The 753-nt window shown below is 60.4% G+C and carries 1 protein-coding gene and 1 pseudogene; both read left to right on the top strand.

The annotated features are described in order from the left end of the window. Positions 1-400 (top strand): transporter substrate-binding domain-containing protein (locus tag E8F11_RS00010; RefSeq protein WP_280286748.1); only part of this gene is annotated, 400 nt, incomplete at its 5' end. A gap of 80 nt (positions 401-480) precedes the next feature. Then, a pseudogene (locus E8F11_RS00005) lies at positions 481-753 on the top strand (hypothetical protein); the annotation flags it as partial.

The following is a 753-nucleotide window of genomic DNA, read 5'->3' as shown; positions in this document are numbered from 1 at the left end:
CAAGTCCTACAAGGACCTGAACGATGGCAAGTACCGCATCACCTCGAAGATCGGCACCACCGGCGAAATGGTCGCCAAGAAGCTGATCGCCAAGGCCCAGTACCACGGCTTCGACAACGAGCAGGAAGCGGTGATGGACGTGGTCAACGGCAAGGCCGATGCCTTCATCTACGACGCGCCCTACAACGTGGTGGCGGTGAACAAGGCCGGCGCCGGCAAGCTGGCATTCCTCGAAGAGCCCTTCACCTACGAACCCCTGGCCTTCGGCCTGAAGAAAGCCGACTACGACAGCCTCAACTGGATCAACAACTACCTGCGCCAGGCCAAGGAAGACGGCAGCTATGCGCGCATTCATGCCAAGTGGTTCAAGAGCACGGACTGGCTCAAGGAAATGGAATAAGAGACACAACGATCGACTGGGCCGGGTGACCGGCCCGCCCAGCCGATTGCACGCTTGAAGCCTGAGGCCGAGAACTCTCCATGAATACGCAAAAAAAACTCCAACTGCCCTGGCAAGCGCTGGCCAAGGGCCCCGCAGGGGCAGGTTCAAAACGAGCCGGCCAGTTGCCCTGGCACCTGCTGACAGGTGTGATCCTGTTCATGCTGGTCTACGGGCTCTGGTATTCCACCTCGCTGATTTCCTATGAGTGGCGCTGGAACCGCGTGCCCCAGTACTTCGCCTACCAGGCCGAGGAAGGCCAGCGCGTCGCCGATTACGGCACGGTCAGCGCCATTGCCGACGACGGCGACATG

Source organism: Pseudomonas sp. BN417, from assembly GCF_029871205.1.
In the GTDB taxonomy this organism is placed as follows: Bacteria; Pseudomonadota; Gammaproteobacteria; order Pseudomonadales; family Pseudomonadaceae; genus Metapseudomonas.
Note: the sequence above shows the minus strand (reverse complement) of the source record. Positions and strands in the feature narration are given on the sequence as shown.